Source organism: Zymomonas mobilis (genome assembly GCF_006715975.1).
GTDB lineage: Bacteria > Pseudomonadota > Alphaproteobacteria > Sphingomonadales > Sphingomonadaceae > Zymomonas > Zymomonas mobilis_B.
In genome coordinates, this window is sequence record NZ_VFOF01000001.1 from 788,208 (window position 1) to 804,830 (window position 16,623).

At 45.1% G+C, this 16,623-nt stretch carries 12 protein-coding genes and 2 tRNA genes; 3 read left to right on the forward strand and 11 right to left on the reverse strand.

Annotated features, from left to right (window positions below):
* Positions 1–17: 17 nt before the first annotated feature.
* The 3 genes from gyrA to FBY58_RS03485 form a co-directional block, all read right to left on the reverse strand.
* On the reverse strand, positions 18–2,795 hold the full coding sequence (gene gyrA, locus FBY58_RS03475) for a DNA gyrase subunit A (protein WP_141920601.1): 2,778 nt from the start codon (positions 2,793–2,795) through the stop codon (positions 18–20).
* Positions 2,796–2,862: 67 nt separating this feature from the next.
* Positions 2,863–3,288, reverse strand: a complete 426-nt coding sequence (locus tag FBY58_RS03480; RefSeq protein ID WP_141919511.1) for an organic hydroperoxide resistance protein — start codon at positions 3,286–3,288, stop codon at positions 2,863–2,865.
* Between the two features lie 300 nt (positions 3,289–3,588).
* Entirely contained in the window at positions 3,589–4,317 is a 729-nt protein-coding gene (locus FBY58_RS03485) for a YfdX family protein (protein WP_141919512.1), read from the reverse strand.
* A gap of 534 nt (positions 4,318–4,851) precedes the next feature.
* Between FBY58_RS03485 and FBY58_RS03490 the strand changes: the two genes are divergently transcribed.
* Positions 4,852–4,926, forward strand: a tRNA-Val gene (locus FBY58_RS03490).
* A gap of 227 nt (positions 4,927–5,153) precedes the next feature.
* On the opposite strand, the gene FBY58_RS03495 is transcribed toward FBY58_RS03490, so the two are convergent.
* From FBY58_RS03495 to FBY58_RS03510, 4 genes are all read right to left on the reverse strand, one after another.
* A complete protein-coding gene (locus FBY58_RS03495; protein WP_260432077.1) occupies positions 5,154–8,525 on the reverse strand; it encodes an ATP-binding protein in 3,372 nt (1,123 codons plus the stop codon).
* A 433-nt stretch (positions 8,526–8,958) separates the two neighbouring features.
* Positions 8,959–9,035: transfer RNA gene (locus tag FBY58_RS03500), tRNA-Arg, on the reverse strand.
* Between the two features lie 106 nt (positions 9,036–9,141).
* Positions 9,142–9,465, reverse strand: a complete 324-nt coding sequence (locus tag FBY58_RS03505; protein ID WP_141919513.1) for a multidrug efflux SMR transporter — start codon at positions 9,463–9,465, stop codon at positions 9,142–9,144.
* 51 nt (positions 9,466–9,516) lie between these two features.
* Positions 9,517–9,984 (reverse strand): XRE family transcriptional regulator, encoded by a 468-nt coding sequence (locus FBY58_RS03510; protein WP_141919514.1) that lies wholly within the window; start codon positions 9,982–9,984, stop codon positions 9,517–9,519.
* Positions 9,985–10,159: 175 nt separating this feature from the next.
* Here FBY58_RS03510 and FBY58_RS03515 point away from each other — a divergent pair, with 175 nt between their 5' ends.
* Positions 10,160–10,351, forward strand: a complete 192-nt coding sequence (locus FBY58_RS03515) for a hypothetical protein (protein WP_141919515.1) — start codon at positions 10,160–10,162, stop codon at positions 10,349–10,351.
* Here the strand turns inward: FBY58_RS03515 and FBY58_RS03520 are convergent.
* Entirely contained in the window at positions 10,348–12,501 is a 2,154-nt protein-coding gene (locus FBY58_RS03520; protein ID WP_260432078.1) for a S9 family peptidase, read from the reverse strand. The genes FBY58_RS03515 and FBY58_RS03520 overlap by 4 nt on opposite strands.
* Positions 12,502–12,672: 171 nt before the next feature.
* Positions 12,673–14,445 carry a fatty acyl-AMP ligase gene (locus tag FBY58_RS03525; RefSeq protein WP_141919517.1) on the reverse strand — a complete coding sequence of 591 codons (1,773 nt, stop codon included), beginning with the start codon at positions 14,443–14,445 and terminating at the stop codon, positions 12,673–12,675.
* Between the two features lie 115 nt (positions 14,446–14,560).
* On the opposite strand from FBY58_RS03525, the gene FBY58_RS03530 reads away from it, so the two are divergent.
* Positions 14,561–15,106 (forward strand): regulatory protein RecX, encoded by a 546-nt coding sequence (locus FBY58_RS03530; RefSeq protein ID WP_260432079.1) that lies wholly within the window; start codon positions 14,561–14,563, stop codon positions 15,104–15,106.
* Between the two features lie 105 nt (positions 15,107–15,211).
* Here the strand turns inward: FBY58_RS03530 and nth are convergent, their stop codons facing one another.
* Both nth and dapB read right to left on the reverse strand, forming a co-directional pair.
* Positions 15,212–15,859, reverse strand: coding sequence for an endonuclease III (nth, locus tag FBY58_RS03535; protein ID WP_141919519.1), 648 nt, complete (start codon positions 15,857–15,859; stop codon positions 15,212–15,214).
* On the reverse strand, positions 15,856–16,620 hold the full coding sequence (dapB, locus tag FBY58_RS03540) for a 4-hydroxy-tetrahydrodipicolinate reductase (protein ID WP_141919520.1): 765 nt from the start codon (positions 16,618–16,620) through the stop codon (positions 15,856–15,858). The genes nth and dapB overlap by 4 nt, the downstream gene beginning before the upstream one ends.
* Positions 16,621–16,623 lie beyond the last annotated feature (3 nt).

Sequence of the window (16,623 nt, forward strand, 5' to 3'; positions counted from 1 at the left end):
TAAGCCTTATATCCGGCCTATGCTTCCTCGTTCGGGCTGTCCGAAGCGGTATCGTCTTCGTCATTGCTATCATCGCTAATCCGAGCGGCAGAGACCACTTGTTCGCCATCGGCAACATTAAAGATGGTAACACCCTGTGTATTCCGACCTGCAATCCGAATATCATTTACGGTCGTGCGGATCAGTTTTGCCTGATCAGTCACCAGCATCAATTGATCTCCGTCATGAGCGGGGAAACTTGCAACCACTGACCCGTTTCGTTCCGAAGTTTCGATATTGGTGATACCCTGACCACCTCGATTACTGCGGCGGTATTCATGGGAAGATGTACGTTTCCCAAAACCATTCGCGGTAACAGTTAAAATGAAGTCTTCGGCATCTTCGAAGTCTTTTATCTTTTCAGGGGATAATTCGGCCGGAGCTGGATCCGTTTTCCATGCAGCAGAACGAAGATATTTATCGCGATCTTCTGTAGTCGTTTCAAAACCACGCAGAGTTGAAAGCGAGATAACTTCGTCACCATCCTTTAACGTAATACCGCGAACACCAGTTGAAGTCCGGCTTTGGAAAACTCTGACATCGGTTGCCGCAAAACGAATGGCTTTACCGTTGCGCGTTGCAAGAAGTACATCATCATTTTCAGAAAGAAGCGTGACGCCAATCAAACGATCATCATCACCTTCTTCGAAGCGGATGGCGAATTTTCCGTTGCTAGGCACATTGGTGAAGGCATCCATTGAGTTCCGCCGCACGCTGCCTTTTGCCGTCGTGAACAGAACATGCAGATTGCCCCATTCGGCTTCATCTTCTGGCAAGGGCAAGACGGTAGAGATCACTTCACCTTCGGCCAAAGGCAAAAGGTTAACCATCGGACGGCCTCGTGCCTGCGGTGCGCCTTCCGGCAATCTCCATACTTTCAGGCGATATACTTTGCCGTGATTAGAGAAAAACAGAACCGGCGTATGGGTGCAGGTAACAAAAAGATTGGTGACCGCATCTTCTTCTTTGGTCGCCATGCCAGAGCGGCCTTTACCGCCACGATTTTGGGTGCGGAAAGTATCCAGCGGCGTGCGTTTGATATAGCCGCCATGGGTTACCGTGACGACCATCTCTTCACGTTCGATCAGGTCTTCGTCTTCGATGGCATCGCTGGCCGCTACAATTTCGGTACGACGCGGAGTCGCGAATTGAGCTTCGATTGCGTCGAATTCTTCAACCATGATTTCATAAAGGCGTTCGCGATTACGCAAAACCTCAAGAAGTTCACTGATGGAGATTGCCAGTTTTTTCAGCTCTTCACCGATTTGGTCACGACCCAAAGCCGTAAGACGGCTGAGACGTAAAGCCAGAATGGCATCTACCTGAGCTTTTGAAAGGGTATAAAGTCCGACTTCTTCGAACTCTTCGACCGCCTCGACAAGCTTGATATAGGGTAAAACGTCATTTACCGGCCATTCGCGGGCTGAAAGCTCACTATGCGCTTCTGCTGGTGTCGGAGCAGCACGAATGATGCGGACAACTTCATCAAGATTGGTGACCGCGATCACCATACCTAACAATAGATGTGCCCGTTCCCGCGCTTTAAAGAGGTCGTATTTAGAACGACGAGTAATGACTTCTTCGCGGAACTGAACAAAGGCTGCAATGATGTCCTTGAGAGACATCGTTTCAGGACGGCCACCATTCAATGCCAGCATATTGGCAGGGAAACTGCTTTGTGCAGGTGTATGGCGCCAAAGTTGGTTCAGAACGACATCGGGCGTTGCGTCGCGTTTCAGGTCAATAACAACCCGAACACCTTCGCGGTTGGATTCATCGCGGATATCGCTGATGCCTTCAACACGCTTGTCTTTCGCAGCCTCGGCAATTTTCTCAACGAGGGCGCTTTTACCGACCTGATAAGGAATTTCGGTTAAAACGATCGAACGGCGATCGCCATGCTTTTCTTCGATGTTGTAACGGGAGCGAATAATGATCGAACCCCGTCCAGTCTGATAGGCCGACCTTGCACCACCCTGACCAAGCATGACCCCACCCGTCGGGAAATCAGGTCCCGGAACAAGACGAATAAGGTCTTCGATAGAAACAGCGGGATCAGCTATATAGGCGCGGCAAGCCGCCAAAACTTCGCCCAGATTATGAGGCGGAATATTGGTGGCCATACCAACCGCAATACCACCAGCACCATTAACCAGAAGATTAGGAAAACGAGCAGGTAAAACCTGTGGTTCTTGCCGTGATCCATCATAGTTTGGCGAGAAATTGACCGTGTCCCGATCAATATCTGCGAGAAGCATCATCGCTGCCGGAGACAGGCGTGCTTCCGTATAACGCATGGCGGCTGGACCATCAGGGTCCATAGAACCGAAATTTCCCTGACCGTCTATAAGGGGAACGCGCATTGACCAGTCTTGGGTCAGACGAGCCAAGGCCATGTAAATCGCGGAATCGCCATGAGGATGGAAATTACCCATCACTTCACCGACGATTTTTGCCGATTTACGATAGGGATGCCCCGGAACGAAACCGCCTTCCTGTGACGCGAACAGAATACGTCTGTGCACAGGTTTTAACCCGTCGCGAACATCAGGTAAGGCACGGGATACAATGACAGACATGGCATAGTCGAGATAACTCGACTTCATTTCATCAATGATAGAAACAGGTGAAATATCGTTGGTGTCTGTGGACGGCAATACGCTGGCCAAGGGATCATATCTTCCGATTAAGTGGACATAAATAGGCGTCTGGGAAACGCTTGCCTTCTTGTAACGTAAGAAGGCTTTCGGCGCCACCCCACATAGTGAAGAATAGGCACCGAAAGCCACATAAATCTATAAAAATGAAGAAAAATCAATCCTGTCAGAGGATTTTTAGGCCAACATCGACATTATTTCTGGTTGCATTGGAATAGGGGCAGACCTGATGAGCGGTGTCGACCAGTTTTTTGGCATCTTCTTTCGAAATACCCGGCAGCTTGATCGAAAGCTCAGCCGTAATACCAAAACCACCTTCTGAGCGAGGGCCTATACCGATCGTGGCTTCAACCGTTGCGTCTTTTGGAACAGTCAAATCGAGTTTTGGAGCAACAGCCTTCATCGCGCCGAGAAAACAGGCGGCATAACCCGTAGCAAAAAGCTGCTCTGGATTATTACCTTCACCACCTGGGCCACCCAATTCTTTGGGCACGGTCATTTTGATATCCAAAGAACCGTCTGTTGTGCGGGAACGGCCGTCGCGGCCTCCGGTTGCTATCGCGGTGGCATGATATTTGGCATCAACAGGCATGGATATACTCCTTCATTCTTTGAAAGGCAGAATAACAATAGATCTGCCCTTATTGATGAAAACGCGGCTCTCTTTTTCAAGAAACGGTTTCATTTCTCATCAGCCAGAACCATCCCTGACTGTGACTTCATTTTACCAACGCCCGAGACGGATTCTATTTCCCTGATTTTTAAATTTTTATTTTTAAAAGAAGGAATAAGGAAAAGAAGGCTTCAGGGATAATTATGATTTTTATAAATTCTCTATCAGGCAATAAAGGGAATTATGGCCTGATAGAGAAAAATGAACATAATTTGGAAATTAGCCTTTTTTCTGTGCCGTTTTTGTATGACGGACGGTGGCATTTTTAGATGTTGGCATAGCGGTTTCGATATCATCATCAGAGACGAAAACGAGGCTGTCCATCAAGCGATTAATGGCCTGTGATGCTTCTTGCGCTTTGTTATTTTTGGCAAGATCAATTGCTTGATTGATAGCTTTTTGGGTCTGTTCAAGAGGCGCAAGAGCGACAATAAAATCGGTATCTTCGCCGACAACCTTCATGGTTTCGACAACTTCGTGCCGCTGACCGGATTTCAGTTGACTATTCGCGGTTGCCACGGCGGTTTTCTTTTCAGGGGCGAGTTCTTCACCCACAATAAATTCACCACCGACTGGAATCCATGTGGCTTGTGCTGTTAACGCTGTGTGAGAAGCTGAAACAGGATGTTGTGGGGCAGGGTGCAGATTATCTTCAGCCGCAATGAATTTTTTGCGAGCATTACCGGCGGCAACAAGACGTTTTGATGCAGTATGCAATATTGGAAGCGCCGCCGTTGCTTGACCGGAATCTAGAATATGTTTGGCCTGAAGAATATCGACCATGGCATATTGGCCGTCTTCGGATAGATGATTTAAGGCACGATCGGCCTTATGTTCTTCCCATTTTGTATGAATAGAATGAAGCGACGATGAGGCTGTTGTTGAGGCAGCTAAACCCGGTGTGGCAATCAGAATCGCTAAAGCAGCAGATGGAGTGAAAAACCGCATAATATTTTCTTTCCCGATTTCCTCCATCCTCATTGTTTGCCTATTTATTTCTCATAGTAAGAATTTCAAGAAAGATTTAAAATAAATATAGAATACAGTAACATCTAATTATAAATTTATCTTTATTTTTCAGTAGTATAATTTTTGTTTTTTAGTAAAATTTTTGAAATTTGTTTTTTATATTAAAGTTTGTTTTCTTTGATTTTTATGAAATTAAATAATTTTTTAAAATTATTTTTTAAAGATAAGCAATAAATTTATTACATAGAGATTACCAACCAAAAGCCCTCATCATAAAAAACTATGGCAGCAATGCGTTTTGAAAAAAAAGATATTCAAGAATAAAAAAATTGATGGTTGTACGGGCGGAATAATAAAAGCGCTGTCTCTTTCTTTGTGTTTTTGCTTCAACGAAAAACCGCCAAATTTCGGGATTTTTGAAGAAAAAAAGACAAGTGTTTTGTTTTTTTTGAAAAAAATAGAAAAAAAGGCTTGCATGGTTGGTCATTTGTCAATAGAAGCCGCTTCCACGGAGGACGCGTAGCTCAGTGGTAGAGCACTGTGTTGACATCGCAGGGGTCGCAAGTTCAATCCTTGCCGCGTCCACCATCTTTACCTCCTTGGGGAAGCTAAAAAATCAGGCAGCCTTACTATTCAGTAAAGGCTGTTTTTTTATGCCTACAGCAAAACATCTCCAATAAAATAGCATTTGGTAGCTCTGACTACGGGGTATGCCTAATCTTTGTATCCAAGACCGTAGTGATGCCGATTATACGTTGGACTTTGAGAACAAAATTTGGGCTGAGGGTAGGGTTACGATATACCGTCTTGCTAACTTAGCTACGGTGGCAGGGCAGGCTGTCTGCCATATCTTGTGCATAACCGACTTTTGACCATGCCTCATAAGAACCAACAACATACAAATTCTTTTTAGCGCGCGAGACCGCGACGTTAAAAATATTGGGCGTTCCGGCTGCCCAGCGTCTCGCCCCATTTTGGCTATTGGCTGGAGCGCCTAGCAGCAGAATAACGCAATCAGCCTCTTTCCCTTGGAAAGTATGAACGGTTCCAATATGGCCTTTCAACCAATCGCTGCTTTTTATGTGAAGCCTTTCAAGAAGTGCCGCTTCTTGGCTGATACGCTTTTTCAATTCATTGGCGACGATATGGAAAGGGGTAATAATAAAAAGATCGGGATCTGTAATCCCTGCTGCCGCCAATTTTCCAAGAAAATCAACCACAACTTGCCCTTCTGCGTCGCACCATTTGGTCTCGGCCTCTCCTTTGATATCCAGCCAACGAGAATGGCCAATAACTTTGGCAATGTCGCTAGCCGGACGATTTCCAGCTGCGTGCACCATTTGATTATCATAGGCAATTCGGTTTGAAATACCGAACATAGGCTCCTGACAACGACGATGGACGAGCAAAGGAATACCGACGCGGCGGCCGTCCTGATCCGATTTAAATTCGGCTTGGAAACAAGAGGCCTGATCCGCCAGCGTTTGGGTCGAAGCTTCGGGCGCTGACCAAATAGATTTATTGACCTTAAAGAATTGGCAAATTTTGGCTGTGAGCTGTTCCGGTAAAGACACTACTGGTGGGATTTGTAATGGATCGCCCACAATAACCGAACGTTTTGCGCGCATCATAGCACCGACAGCGGCTTGAGGAACTGCCTGACCGGCTTCATCAATTAGAAGCCAACCAATACTGTTTTGGGGAAGGTTACCTAACATGCGTTCAGTAGAAGCGAAGGTTGTTGAAATAACAGGAACAACCATAAAAAGCGTTGACCAGAGATCACCAAGGTGACTTTTTTCATCTTCGTTTGATGCGGTGCCAGATGAAAAGACCTTCATAAAGACGCTGAGATTGTGCAGGAATTTTTGTGCTGAAGCATCAATAAAGGCATGATGAACTTCTAGCGCGGCAATAAAAAGCGCTTCTCTTTTTCGATGAAGGCTGTCGGGTAACCACGGCGAAGTTAGATTAATCTCTTCATGGCTTTTGACAAAAAACTGGTCATCAACAATCCGGTCACCCAGAGATGCCCGATAGGGGGCTATCTTGTCATAAGCTTCTGAAAGCTTGTGCCGTAAAGTTTCGACCTGTTTTTTTTCAGCTTCATATTCGCTTTGTAATTTTTCTAAAGCCTGATCCGCCTCGGCATAAGATTGCTCGGCTATTTTTTGTTCAATTTCCGAACGGGAAGCGATCAATTCTAGCTTGCTATGTTCCTGTAACCATATTGCCCAGCGCTTTGTTTTGAAAAGATGATGGAATATCCATGGTTGTTCAGTTTGATGGCGAGCGATATTCTCGACAGAACCTTCGGAGCGATGTTTGGCTTTTGTAAGTTGTTTATAGCAATATTCGTGATGTTCTTTTGCTTGCAAAGCCAATCTTTGCAGATGGTAGAAGACCGCCTCCCTTTCTGCCAGAGGTTGACGTATTTTCGCTATATCGAGACAGGCATGGCGGATTTTTTCGAGCGTCTTTAATTCGATCTCAATTTCATTTTTGAGAGATTGAAATTTGATACGCGTTTTTTGCCAGCGGGTTTTTGTTTCTCTAGGTGACGGCGGATTTTCTGCTTCTACGATAGCAGGCTGATGCTCACCTATAACTTGTTTTGTGACAGGGTCTTTTGTTGGTAGAGCAACGTTGTCGCCTCTTGCAGCCTTTAGATAGGTTCTGAAACCATATTCTTTATCCCACCAAAAAGACTGAAGGAATTGATGGCGATTTTTAGCATTTCCTAATGCCGCTGCAATAAGCCCCCAACTTTTAATGGGCTTTGTTGAGTTAGTGTTTTTGTTATTTTTCTCAAAAGCCAGATATGGGTTAAGAAGCTGGTCGCTGATTGATCGGAAATAGCCGATTTCTTCTGCGGTTCGGCCTATAGAATCTAGGGCAGGCAATTCTTGGCTGATGTTTTCGACGGCCTTGTTATTACTGGAGGCCACAATAATTTCGTGGCCTTTCAGAGCCGGATCTATACCGTAAAGATGAAAAAAGGCTTTTTCACCAAGGGTTATCTTTTTACCCGTCGGGATAAAGGCTTTTTCAGGATCATCAAATCCGGTCATAGCGGTTGCACGATCAACAACAGCGGCTGCGATAATATCCCGAAGTAGTGTCGTTTTCCCGGTTCCCGGGGGACCGTTAACAGCAATTAAGCCATCTTTGTTTGTTAGTTGATCGCGGGTAAGGTTGACGGCCGCTTGTTGTAACAAAACCAAGGCATGGCCGCCAACAGAAGGCCAGCGCGCTATAGGCATCATGGCAGGAGAGACGGCTTTCTCAACGGCGTTATGATCGGTTAGAAGGTTAAAAATATGTTTTGGTTTTTCATCACCTAAATATTGCCGCAAGCCGGATTTCGCTTTTCCTTGTTGGAGCAGAGACGCGGCCAAGGCTAGATCACCAAGGAAAAATGAATTGAGAAGGGATAGCTGAGGCAGTTTTTCGGATGAAAGCAGATGTTCTATCCGAAGTGCAAAGCTAGGCGCTTCGATAAGATCGGAGGATAAGCCAAATTGCAGGACGAGCCATTGATAGGCTTCTTTCAGGATGGCATTATCAACGGGACGGCTTTTGCCTTCGTTATCTTGGTTGCTTAGAATAGAAGTTAGATATTCTATGACCTTGGGTTCGATATCAGGCCAAGCACCGAGAATATCCAGTTTTCGTTTTAAAGCTTGCGGTAGTGCCCATGCAAAGCTGGATACGGCAATGCCATTTTCTTCAACAAGGAATCCACGGTCATCGATTAAGATCGCCGCGATAGCTGCCTTTTCTTGTATTTTTTGCCGTGTTTCTTCATCTTCGCCAAAGAGTTTTATCAGCTGTTCTGTCGCGTCCTTCATTCGGATGGAGCCAAGAATGATCTGATAATATAGTTTTTTTCTGGGCGGGGCTTTTTCCCGTTCTTCCCAAGGTAAGCGCGTTTTTATGAGTGAAGCCACCGCATTTTTATCTCCGGCGGCTAAATCTTCCGGTTTGCGATAGGTTTGGGGAGAAAGAGCCTCTTCTGCTGTCCATGTGGCAAGGATTGCGGCGGGTTCATTGGATTTTTCAGGTTTCAGGATAGGCAGAAAATGCAGCAATTTATCCAGTAAACCGGATTTTTTGGTGTCCGCATGAAAAGAAGTCGTTTCTTTTTCAAAGAAAGAAAAGGTCGCTTCATTTGCGGTCGCTGCCATATCCATTTTGTTTATAGCAAACTCGATTTCGCGGCTTAAATCCTGTGCGAAATCACTTGTTCGATATCCTAGTTCATCAAGCACAAGTGACAGAATATGCGGGTTTCTCGGATTTTCTTGATAAAGATTTTGAGCCGCAAAAGGGAATAATGGGAATATGGCCGCTCTTTTCTCTTCATCACGTCGAGATTATCCGTTTCATTTTTTATTATTATTTCGTTTAAATATAAAAAAACGCTTTATTTCAACGTCATTCTCAAAGTTATTCAGATTTATCTGACAGTTTGTCTTCTTGGACAAGAAAGCGCTAAAAACATTGTTGGTTTTTGAGCGCTGCGTAGGCGAATTTTATTTAGGAAATGTTCTGAGAAGAATGTTTGGCGTCAGGTTTTTGGCCAGAAGCTTTGTCGTAAAAAAACAGTTTTAATGAAAATGGTGCCCCCGAGAGGATTCGAACCTCCGGCCTGCGGTTTAGGAAACCGTCGCTCTATCCGACTGAGCTACGGGGGCAAGATGATGTTTTCTCTATAGTTTCATCATCATATCGTCAATATTGAAGAAAAAAGAGCTCTATAGGAACTGAAATTTATAACCCTTTTTCATTGAATCTAATCGGTTAGATATCTTTGTTTGAGAGTTTCATAAGGATAATACCCGCCATAATGAGACAGACCGAAAGAATGCGAATGAAATTGGCGGGCTCTTTCATAAAAAGAATACCAACGATGAAACTGCCAACGATGCCAATGCCTGTCCAAACGGCATAAGCACTGCCCAAAGGTAAGAATTTCATTGACCATGAAAGCATGCCAAAGCTGGCGAACATCGTAATAAACATGATGATAGTCGGAACAATGCGGGTAAAGCCTTGGGATTGCTTCATAAAATATGCCCAGACGACTTCAAATAATCCTGCAATGGTGATGACCAGCCACGCCATAATATCTCTCTTGTGAAATCAGTTATGCCGCCCTTTATAGGGTTTTCCTTGTTATTGTAACCTTTCCGGAATTTTATATGTGGTTTCGGAAAGTGCCTCTGGCAGGCGTTGTGCCAAAATATGAGCAATGTCTTTTTTAGAGGCATTCAGATCAAGAGATGAAAGCAGCGTTTCAAACATATCGGTTAAAAGCGTTTCGTTGGGCAACGCCATATTCATTTTGACGAATTGTATGGGTGGGAATGATTGTCTGATCGTCGATATTTCAGTTTTTAATTCATAGCTGGTGAGACCGGATAATGCCAAAATTTCTTCTGGCCTGATCTGACGCTTCATCAGAACGGCTGCAATCTTTCTAGTTAGCTCCAAGGGTAGATATTTTTTTTTGAAGCGATTCATGTCTTCATAAAAAGCATAGCTGGAGGCGGGCATGTCTATAGCTTCAGCTAACGCTCTGATTGTGATCGGGGGCTTGGCCGCTTTTCGCAATAATTTCAGTTTCTTACATGGGGAGGGCATGGATGCACAATGCGAAAATTTGAGACCAAGTCTTTGCAAAATATTGATTGTTCTATGTGTTAAAATTTAATACAAATACTTCCTGAGGATGCCCGCAAACAAAAACAAATTTTCGTAACTTTATTTTAAAATTTTAGGGCGATTATTGTAATAATTTTTTAACGAGTATGGCGGCATGGAAAATAAAAAAGAAGTAAACTACGCAGAAAACCTTCGAATTGAAGCCGACCGCACTTTGAAAAACCAACTTGTCGAGCACAGAAGCTATTGGCTGGACCGTTCTATTGATATGGGCGGGGATTCTGTTGAAATTATTATGCGAGCAGACCTTTTCTATAGTTATGTGCTTTATGGCGATTTACCCTAAGGGCGGATGTCACTATCATTTTTATCAGCGTTTTCATATAGATAGCGGGAAATAAAAATAAAACTTTTATGATAGGCTTCTAACCAATGGCGATGAAGAAGGAAGCCATGCCTTTCGTTTGGAAAGGCGAGGTCTTCATGAGGAATCCCGCGATTTTTTAATAATCGGGTCAGTTCTTCGGATTGCGAGAAGGGCACATTGTGATCGTCGTCGCCATGAATGAGCAAAACGGGCGAGTGCCATTTTTCCAGACTAGCCAAAGGAGAAGAAAGCCACATTTCGTTCTGAGCTTCTCTTTGGTCGTCAGGCGATAAGCTGGGCGTAGCTGGCCTCAACATATTATGAACACCGTGGAAATCGACCCCGACTTTAAAAATATCGCTATTCCGAGCCAAAGCGAGAGCCGTTAGATATCCCCCCCAACTACCGCCCCATATCGCAATATGAGACGAATCGACGTCTTTTCTTGTGTTGAGATAATGAATGGCCCCTAAAATATCGCGATATTCACTGGCACCTTGGCGGCCTGTTTCGGATGCTTCCCGATAATCATGGCCGTAGCCGCTGCCACCGCGATAATTAACGCTTAGAACATTATATCCGTTATTGGCGAGAAACTGATTAAAGATATAGGCATTCTGATAGTAATTTTGTGAAGGAAAACCATCCAGCATTTGCCGTCTGGGCCCACCATGCAGAAAAATGACAGTTGGGTGGAGGCGCTGGTTGTTATCGCGAGCAGAGAAAAACTGACCAAAACTATTCTTCCCATCAGAAGCCGAAAACTGGACGCTTTGAACCGGAGCTAAGCTTTTGGAAAAATCTTTTGTCGATTTTTGGGATATCAGCGTTTGAAACTGTTTGCCCTGCACCAGAGCCGGATAAGGCGGTCGCCTGCTATCGCTTACGAGCGCGGCTAATTGCCCGTTGGCGATGGCGGGTTGAAAAGCAAGGAGGCTTTGATCGCCTAGCTGTTCTGTCTTTTCAGAAGAAAGGTACCTCAGCGAAAGCGTATAATGATCGAGGTTATTATAGTTTGTAGTATAAATAAGACGATTTTGGCTTTGATCGAAGATGAATTGCTCAACCTCGAAATTGCCCTTCATTAAAGATGATACAGTTCCATTTTCTGGGTTTAGGCCATAGACATGGAGCCATCCCTCTTTTTCCCAAGGAAAAAGTATCTGATTTTGGGCTGTCCAATAGAGATTTTGATGGCGGGTTCCTGCATAGACTTCACCGCGCCCGACAGGCGCCACCCATTTTTCGGTTACAGTAAAATCATTCAAATTGGCGACCATTACCGACCACCAGCCTTGTGATCGTTCAGAAGACGAAGGAGATGGGGGTGGTTCAGTTGCGCGGATAAAAGCAAATTTGCGGCTATCCGGCGAGAAAACAGGAAATAGGTCATTGGTAAAGCTTGACGGCAAATAATGCAGACGATGAGCAGCCAAGTTAAAAATGATGATGAAGCTATGATCGATATGATCGTCAACAAAAACAAGTGATTGACCATCCGGTGACCAGCTAAGATCACGAATATGCCCTCTAAGGGTGAATAGCTTTTCAGGTGGCGTATGGTTTTCTGGGTTATAGAACCAAAGGCTATTTTGAGAGATATAGGTTAAAATTTTGCCATCAGGAGAAAAGCTGGGTTGGTATCCTGACGCGATTATTTTATCCGAGCTGGAAGCTATATCAACCAAATGGATCGTGGCTTGTGGCGATTGTAGTTCCGGAACTGGATTGGGGGAAGGGGCATCAGGGAATTCTGGATCCCCGCCGCGGACATAGGCTAGCTGACTATCGTCAGGTGAAAAAGTGATATTATAAAGAGGTTGTCCATCATCTTCCGGATAATCTGCCAGAATGCAGTTAATTGGTAGACTGCCTGTTTTCGGATCAGGTCTGGTTAGGATGAGCTGATGCTGTCCCGCTTGATAACGCACAAATGCCCATTGGCTATGATGATGCGCGCCAGTGAGTTGGCTATCCCGAGGTAAAGCCATGAGTTGGTCTAATTGACCTAGTTTTAGATTTTGAGCGGATGATTGGGATATTGGTACGGCTGATAAAACGGGCGTTAAAGGCAATGAAACGGCGATGCTTAGCGGAAGTATAAGCGAAGCCAACCAACTTTTAGGCAAAAAAAGCCTTGCCTTAAAATTCGGATTATGTGGTGTTTTGAAAAGAGAGAAAGGGCGCATCATCATACTTCTCTTTTAAGGAAGAGATAACAGATGAAAAACCAAATTATTATAGGAATATGGACTTATCCCGACCAGAATAGACCGGATAGGGACAAGTCCAGAAATAGATTAGTTTAAATCGTAGGCCTTTAACTCGCCCGATAAATACATATTGCGCGCTTTGACACGGCTTAATTTACCGGAGCTGGTACGAGGCAAAGAACGAGGTGGAACCAAGGCTACAAGGCAAGGCATCCCGATCATTGTCCGCACTTTTTGATTGATCTCGCTGTGCAGTTTTTTTCTTTCTTCGGGATCGGACATCCGGCATTGCACCAAGACGGCTGGCATTTCTCCGCCAGAATCCGTGGTGATAGCAAAAGCGGCGATATCGCCCCCTTTAAATCCCGGAAGCTGTTCCACTGCCCATTCGATATCCTGTGGCCAGTAGTTACAACCATTGACGATAATCATATCCTTGGCGCGGCCAACGATATAAATATAGCCATCGGCCATGTAACCCATATCGCCGGTATCAAGCCAACCATCGACCATGCAGGCATCCGTCGATTCTTTGTCGCGGAAGTAACCACTCATGATAGCGGGGCCTTTGACCCAGACCTGACCAACTTCTCTTTCCGGTAAGTCTTTGCCATCAGCATCACGGATAGAAATCGTGGTGTTGTTTACAGGCTTGCCGCAGTTGACGATGGAGCGATAGCGTTCTGGCTGATTGGGATCGATCGTTTTGGTTCCAGAAAGCAGGCTTTCTTTTACCATTTCAACCCGAATACCTTCATTCAGCGGCATAAGAGAAACCGCAAGGGTTGCTTCTGCCAAGCCATAGGAAGGCATAAAAGATTTGGGGTTGAATCCGGCTTCTGAGAAGGCATCAACGAATTTTTGCATGACATCAGGACGGATCATATCCGCACCATTGCCAGCAACCCGCCAACGGGAAAGATCAAAACGATCGGCTGCCTTCGTCTGGCTGGACATGCGGCGTGCGCAAATATCGTAACCAAAGGTCGGTGAATAGCTGATTGAGTAGCCTTCATTCCGCGTGATCAGATCAAGCCATGCCAGAGGACGACGCGCAAAGTCATTGGTTTTCAGGTAATCAGTCGAAATTTGGTTCGCGATGATGGACAACATGCAGCCCACCAGTCCCATATCGTGATACCATGGCAACCATGAGATGCAGCGATCGTTATCCTTCATATTCATGCCGAGACCATGCGCCGCCAAATTGCTTAATAAAGCCTGATGGGTAATGATAACGCCATGTGGGAAACGGGTTGATCCACTGGAATATTGAAGATAGGCGATATCGTCTTTCTTCGCTTTTGGTAGATCGACTTCCGTAGCATCTTCAAGCAGAAGATCATCCCATGCAACCGCATTAACACAGTTACGAGCGGCGGCTTTTTCTGCAAATTCCGATAATTCTTTCGGATAAGCAATTAGGATAGGATCGCTACTTTTGAGCTGGATCGTTAACTGATCAATATAAGCATCTTTCCCGCCGAAAGAAGTCGGCAAAGGAAGAGGAACTGGCCATATGCCAGCATAAATTGCACCAAAAAACAAAGATGCAAATTCAGGACAGGTTTCCGCAATCAGGGCCAGCCTGCTACCAGGTTTGAGCCCGCGTGCAATCAGCCTTGATGCCATTTTTAAAGCATCAGCACGTAATTCCTTGAACGGATACGGCCTGATGAGCGTTCCCCGCGCATCATGAAAATTCATGCCTTTTGTCGATTGAGCCGCGTAATCCAACGCTTCGCTCATCGTACCAAAATCACAGCGGCGGCGTGCTACATGATCATCATTGGTAGGCGTAGGTGTTAAAACTGGTTTTTGATCGCCCACAGCATTTTTCTTTCCGACCAAAGTCGACAACGTTTATTCCTCCCCGGGGCATAATCTTTTAGATTATGCTGTCAGAAAATATCCCGCCCATATCCCGGGATAATACTGCCCAATCCTTTATCAAACTATGACAGAGACGCAAGTCGTGCAACACAACTTAAAAAACAAGCAACGCAAACCTCTTAACGAGGATTCATTACGACAACTGGCTTTATATTATGTTGGACGTTATGCAACATCTTCGAAAAAATTGTCAGAGTATTTGAAACGAAAAATAAATCAGTCGGGGTGGACTGGTAAGGAGTCACCCGACGTCAATGCGATTATTTCTTACTGTATCAATCTTGGCTATATTAACGACCCCTTATTTGCAGAAATGAAATTCAACGCCTTTAAACGACGTGGATATGGCAGAATTAGGGTGAAATCTGCCTTAAAAGCAGCTGGTATTGATGAAAAGATTATTGAAAGCCTGACAGGAAATAACGATTCAGCCATGGAAACGGCATTACATTATGCAAAAAAACGCCATTTAGGCCCGTTCTACCTGAAAGAGGATAGGGACGATATCAAGGTAAAGCGGCGGCATTTTTCAGCCATGGCACGAGCTGGCCATTCAGCGGATATCATCGCCCGAGTATTTAAAATCAATATAGAGGATATCGAATTCCAAGAAGAATCCGATTTTTAGCAAAAATAATAATCAGGATGAGCTCACTCAAAAGACAAAAAGGAAGTGCATATTAGGCTATGTCTGACCAAGGTCATCATAACCGCCCTTGTCGTAGAGTAGTGATCAGGATTGTAAGGGAATACCGCTTTTCTTGACGGCAGCGCAAAGATCGGATTCAAAGCAGCGGAGACATTCCGGTTTTCTAGCTTTGCAAATATAGCGTCCAAAAAGAATAAGCCAGTGATGGGCATGGAGCCGATATTCATCTGGTGTGATTTTTTCTAAAGCAGTCTCAACCGCGCGGACATCTTTACCCGGGGCTAGCCCTGTTCGGTTGGCCACCCGAAAAATATGAGTATCAACAGCTATGGTGGGCTGGTTGAACGCCACATTTAACATGACCAAGGCTGTTTTTCGTCCAACACCCGGTAAAGCTTCTAATGCTTTTTGGTTGGCAGGCACTTCACCGTTATATTTTTCAACCAGAATATGAGACAGCGCGATAATATTTTTGGCTTTGTTATTATAAAGCCCAATAGAGCGAATATACTCTTTTAAACGCTCTTCACCGAGTGCAACCATCTGCTGCGCTGTATCAACTATTTTGAATAATGGTTCGGTTGCCTTATTGACGCTGACATCGGTTGCCTGTGCAGACAGAACAACCGACACCAGTAAGGTATAAGGATTTTTAAAAACTAATTCCGAACGAGGATTCGGGTTGTCTTTGGCTAACCGCCTATAAAATTCCTCAATAACCTCGGGGGTCATAGACCAAGCACATCCTTCATTTGGTAAAGTCCGGCAGATTGATCTGCCAGCCATAACGCTGCTTTCAACGCACCACGAGCAAAGATGATCCGGCTTTCTGCCCGATGACCCAATTCGATCCGTTCTCCTTCATTCGCAAAAACAACCATGTGATCGCCTGCGACAGAACCACCCCGTAAACTGGCAAAACCGATTGAACCGATTTTTCTGGGTTCTGTTGCTGGGCAACGCTGTAAATCAGCGATGTCATCCAGATTTTGGCCGCGGCCTTTTGCTGCTGCCCGGCCAAGTAAGAGGGCTGTGCCTGAAGGGGCATCTTTTTTGTGGCGATGGTGCATCTCCACAATCTCGATATCCCAGTCGTCACCTAATTTAGCGGCGGCCTGCTCGACCAAAGCCGCCAGCATATTCACACCCAATGAGGTGTTGGCGGCAAGAATAACCGGAATTTGGCTAGAAGCTTGCTTAATAAGCTGCTGATCAGCATCGTTAAGGCCGGTAGTGCCAATAACGATTGGTTTTTTATAGTACAGCGCCGCATCAAGATTTTCTTTGAGTGCCGTAGCGGCAGAAAAATCGATAAGAACATCTGACGCTTCAGCTAAGGCTTTACTGTCATTGCAAGACCCAAATTCAGCACCATGCCGTCCGATACCACCTGACAAATGGTTGTTTTGCTGCTTTGCGGCTTCTTGAATGGCATTTCCCATTCGGCCAGCAGCACCAATTAAACCGATTTTTACAGAGGATTCTTCCGTCATAAG